This window comes from Actinomadura bangladeshensis (genome assembly GCF_004348335.1).
Taxonomy (GTDB): Bacteria; Actinomycetota; Actinomycetes; order Streptosporangiales; family Streptosporangiaceae; genus Spirillospora; species Spirillospora bangladeshensis.
The window spans coordinates 1-4,200 of record NZ_SMJW01000415.1 but is presented as its reverse complement, the minus strand read 5'-3'; the positions used below and the strand labels follow the sequence as shown (position 1 = coordinate 4,200).

The following is a 4,200-nucleotide window of genomic DNA, read 5'->3' as shown; positions in this document are numbered from 1 at the left end:
TCCCCACACCTCCGCGAACCCGCGCTCCCGTCCCAACCCGGGCTCGCCCCACCGCGGGCCGGCCCACCGGGGCTTGTTCTACTGCGGGCTCGTCCTTCCCGCAGGCGCATTGCGCCGGGCTTTCGGGCTCCGCTGGGTGCGGAAAAGGGAAGAGCCCCGCCCGGGTCGGGCGGGGCTCTTCTGTCGTTGGTCAGTTGTAGCGGGCGGGGCGGGCGTCGTTGTTGTCGCGGCGGCTGCCGTTGTAGGGGCCGTTGCGGCGGTTGCCGTGGGACGCGGCGCCGGTGCGGGGGCCGCCGCCCCGGCGGTCGCCGCCGGAGTAGGAGCGGTGCTCGCCCCGGCCGCCCTCGCCGTCGCGGCGGCGGGGGCCGTCACCGCGGTCGAAGGTGCGCGGGCCGCGGCGGCGTCCGCCGCCGCCCTGGCGGCCCCGGCCGCCCTCGCGGCGCGGGCGCTCGGGGATGATCGGGCCCTCGATCGGAATGCCGGACGGCGGCCGGGCCCCGGTCAGCTTGACCAGCTCGGTGTCGCCGGTGGTCACCCGGACGCGCGGCGCGTTGATGCCGGCCCGGCGCGTCATCGCGGACGTGGAGCGCACCTGGTGCGGCAGGACGAGCGTGACGACGGTGCCGCGCTCCCCGGCGCGGGCGGTGCGTCCCGCGCGGTGCATGTAGTCCTTGCTGTCGGCGGGCGGGTCGACGTGCATGACCAGGGTCACATCGTCCACGTGGATGCCGCGGGCGGCGACGTCGGTGGCGACCAGCACGCTGATGGTGCCCTCGCGGAACTCGGCGAGGGTACGGGTGCGCAGGCCCTGGCTCTTGCCGCCGTGCAGGCCCGCCGCGCGGACGCCCACCTGGACGAGCTGCTTGGCGAGCCGGTCGACGCCGTGCTTGGTGCGGGCGAACAGGATCGTCCGGCCCTCGCGGTTGGCGATCTCGGCGGTGATGGCGCTCTTCTCCTTCGGCGCGACGAGGAGAAGGTGGTGGTCCATGGTGGCGACGGGCTCGTCCACCGGGCCGATCGCGTGCGTCACCGGGTCGTTGAGGTACCGCCTGACCAGGACGTCCACGTCCTTGTCGAGGGTCGCGGAGAACAGCAGGCGCTGGCCGCCGGGCTTGACGGCGTCCAGGATGTCGGTGACGTCGGGCAGGAAGCCCATGTCGGCCATGTGGTCGGCCTCGTCCAGCACGGTGATCTCGATGTCGGACAGGTCGCAGGCGCCCTGCCGCATCAGGTCCTTCAGCCGGCCGGGGGTGGCGACGAGGACCTCGACGCCGCGGCGCAGCGCGTCGATCTGCTTGAACATCGACGTCTGGCCGATGACGGTCTTGAAGCGCAGCCCGAGGCCGCGGCCGAGCGGCTCCAGGTTGGTCTGGACCTGCTGGGCGAGTTCGCGGGTCGGCACGAGGATCAGCGCCAGCGGGCGCTTCGGGGCGGCCTTGCGGCCGGACAGCCGGGTGAGGAGCGGCAGGCCGAACGCCAGGGTCTTGCCGGAGCCGGTCTTACCGCGCCCGAGGACGTCCTGTCCCGCCATGACGTCGGGGATGGAGGCCGCCTGGATCGGGAAGGGGGCCTCGATGCCCTGGCGCTCCAGGGCGTTCACCAGCACCGGCGGGATGCCGAGCTCGGCGAAGGTGGGAACCTGCTCCTCGTCCGCGGTGGCGGGCATGGACGGGTTCTGTGCAGCGGCAGCTGTGGTCACGCATTACCTTCCGAGAGGGGGGCACGTCTCGGGAGGCACCACGATGTGCGCGGCCTGCAAGGACGAGCCTGACGCCATGGGGGCGCCGAAGAGTTGATTCCTAGAGTCTAACGTCGCCGGGGTACCTCGTTATGCCCCGTCCCCGGGGGAACATGCGAACCCGCGCGCCTCAGCAGGCGCATGCGGCGCCCGTGGTCGGAGCCGTCAGCGGGTCGGGGGAGCGGCGCGCGACGGTGCCGTCACCGGTCTCGACGGGGAACCCTTCGCGCGCCCAGTACTCGAAGCCGCCGATCATCTCCTTGACCGGACGGCCGAGCCTCGCGAACTCCAGGGCCGCCTTCTGGGCGCCGTTGCAGCCGGGCCCCCAGCAGTAGACGACGACGGTCGCGTCCCGGGGGACCAGGGCATCGGCGCGTTCCGCGATCTCGGCGGTGGGCAGGTGGACGGCGCCCTGGACGTGGCCCTGCGCCCAGCTCTCGGTGCCGCGCGTGTCGACCACGACGATGCCGGACGCCCCCGCTGCGAGGTCTGCGGCGACATCGGACACATCGGTCTCAAAGGCCAGGCGCGCGGCGAAGTGCCGCCGTGCCTCCTCCGCGGCGGCCGCGGGAACGGCGTTCACGGCCGAGTCGTGCGTCATCTCGGGCTCCTTTTCAGTCGGGGATGGGATCGATCGTCGTACGGGCGGGTGCCGTTCCGGGAGTGGCGTGAATGCCCGGCATCGTTAAGATCTCGCCATGCTCGTCACTCCCCCGGCACGCCGGCACACGGTCTCGGTGCTGGCGTTCGACGGCATGGCGCCGTTCGAGCTCGGCTCGGTCGTGGAGGTGTTCGGGCTGCCCCGGCCGGAGCTGGGCGTCCCCTGGTACGACCTGCGGGTGTGCTCGCTGGAGCGCGGCCCGATGCGCGCGGTCGGCGGTTTCACGATGACCGCCGAGCACGGGCTGGACGCGTTCGCGTCCGCGGACACCGTGATGGTCGTCGCCGTCCCGGACGTCCGGCGGGATCCGCCGCCCGAGGTCGTCGCCGCGCTGCGGGACGCGCATGCGCGCGGCGCCCGCGTCGTGTCCGTCTGCTCGGGCGCGTTCGCCCTCGCCGCCGCCGGGCTGCTGGACGGACGGGAGGCCACCACCCACTGGCAGTACGCCGACCTGCTGCGCCGGCGTTATCCGGACGTCCGCGTGACCCCCGACGTCCTCTACGTGGACGGCGACGACGTCCTCACCGGGGCGGGCAGCGCCGCCGGGCTCGACATGTGCCTGCACCTCGTCCGCAAGGACCACGGCGCCCGGATCGCCACCATGGTCGCGCGGCGGCTGGTCGTCCCGCCGCACCGGGAGGGCGGGCAGGCGCAGTTCGTGGAGGCCGCCGTGAGCCCGCCCGCCGAGGACGACCCGGTCGCGCGCAGCATGGCCTGGGCGCTGGCCCACCTCGCCGAGCCGATCACGGTCGCGCGGATGGCGCGCGAAGCGTGCCTCGCGCCGCGCACGTTCCTCAGGCATTTCCACCGGCAGACGGGGACGAGCCCGCTCCGCTGGGTCATCGGCCAGCGGGTCCTGGCGGCGCTGCCGCTGCTGGAGGAGGGCACCGCGCCGGTCGAGGAGATCGGCGCGGCCGTCGGCTTCGAGAGCCCGGCGACGTTCCGCCACCATTTCGTCCGGGCGATGAAAACGTCACCGTCCCGCTACAGGCGCACCTTCCGCACTCCCACCCCTCCGTGAGACCGCGGTCCTGGGAGAGGCTGGATCGGGGCTTGGTGGTCGATCTCGCGGCCCAGGACGACGACCATCTCGTTGAAGGCGGAGGCGCCGTAGCGGGCGTGGAGGGCGGGGTAGACGTTCTTGCGCGCGGCCTCCCTGAGCATCCAGCTCAGGTCGGTGTGGGCGACCCGTTCGCCGCGGGACAGCCGGTCGTGGGCCTCCCGGGTCACCCGGAGCAGGTCCGGGTGCCCCGCCGACTCGGAGAGGATCATGCGCGCCGCGTCCCTGAGTTCCATGCGGCGCAGTCTAAACGCGCGGTCCGGGCCGGGGCGGGGGCGTGGACGCCCGGGGTGACGTCGCGGGACGGCGGCCGGTGCGGCCACGCGGCCGTCCGGCCGGTGATGCGCCGGTTACGGCCGGATACGGACACTCAAGCGGGGAACATCTCCGCTTGTCGTTGACTGTCCGGCTTGACGAAAAGTCAGATCGAATCGGATTCACAGCCCCGAGTTCCGGCTCACCCGCCGGCCGGCCGCCGGAACACACGGACGCCCAGTTCAGGAAGCGGATGCGGGCGGTCTCCCGGGCCCCCGGGGCGGACGGGCGGCGGCCACCCGTGGCCCGGTTTCCGGACATGACCGATATTCACCGCCGCAACGCCGGGTTGATCAGCGGCTGCACAAAGTCGTTGTCGATCATTGATCATCCCAGTGGCCTTTGTTAACGTGCCCACCGCGCAGGGCGACCACAGCTCTCACTTACCGTGAGAACGCGTTCTCACTGCGTTGCCCACCCACCCCG

Annotated in this window: 4 protein-coding genes; 1 reads left to right on the top strand and 3 read right to left on the bottom strand. The window is 73.0% G+C overall.

Features of this window, described 5'->3' with window-relative positions; all coding sequences use genetic code 11:
* Window positions 1-190 precede the first annotated feature (190 nt).
* Window positions 191-1,666 carry a DEAD/DEAH box helicase gene (locus E1284_RS38930; protein ID WP_131945149.1) on the bottom strand — a complete coding sequence of 492 codons (1,476 nt, stop codon included), beginning with the start codon at window positions 1,664-1,666 and terminating at the stop codon, window positions 191-193.
* Between the two features lie 202 nt (window positions 1,667-1,868).
* Window positions 1,869-2,339, bottom strand: a complete 471-nt coding sequence (locus tag E1284_RS38925) for a rhodanese-like domain-containing protein (RefSeq protein ID WP_131945148.1) — start codon at window positions 2,337-2,339, stop codon at window positions 1,869-1,871.
* A gap of 97 nt (window positions 2,340-2,436) precedes the next feature.
* Between E1284_RS38925 and E1284_RS38920 the strand changes: the two genes are divergently transcribed.
* Window positions 2,437-3,420, top strand: coding sequence for a helix-turn-helix domain-containing protein (locus tag E1284_RS38920; RefSeq protein WP_131945147.1), 984 nt, complete (start codon window positions 2,437-2,439; stop codon window positions 3,418-3,420).
* On the opposite strand, the gene E1284_RS38915 is transcribed toward E1284_RS38920, so the two are convergent.
* On the bottom strand, window positions 3,384-3,695 hold the full coding sequence (locus tag E1284_RS38915) for a hypothetical protein (protein WP_131945146.1): 312 nt from the start codon (window positions 3,693-3,695) through the stop codon (window positions 3,384-3,386). The genes E1284_RS38920 and E1284_RS38915 overlap by 37 nt on opposite strands.
* Window positions 3,696-4,200: the final 505 nt, after the last annotated feature.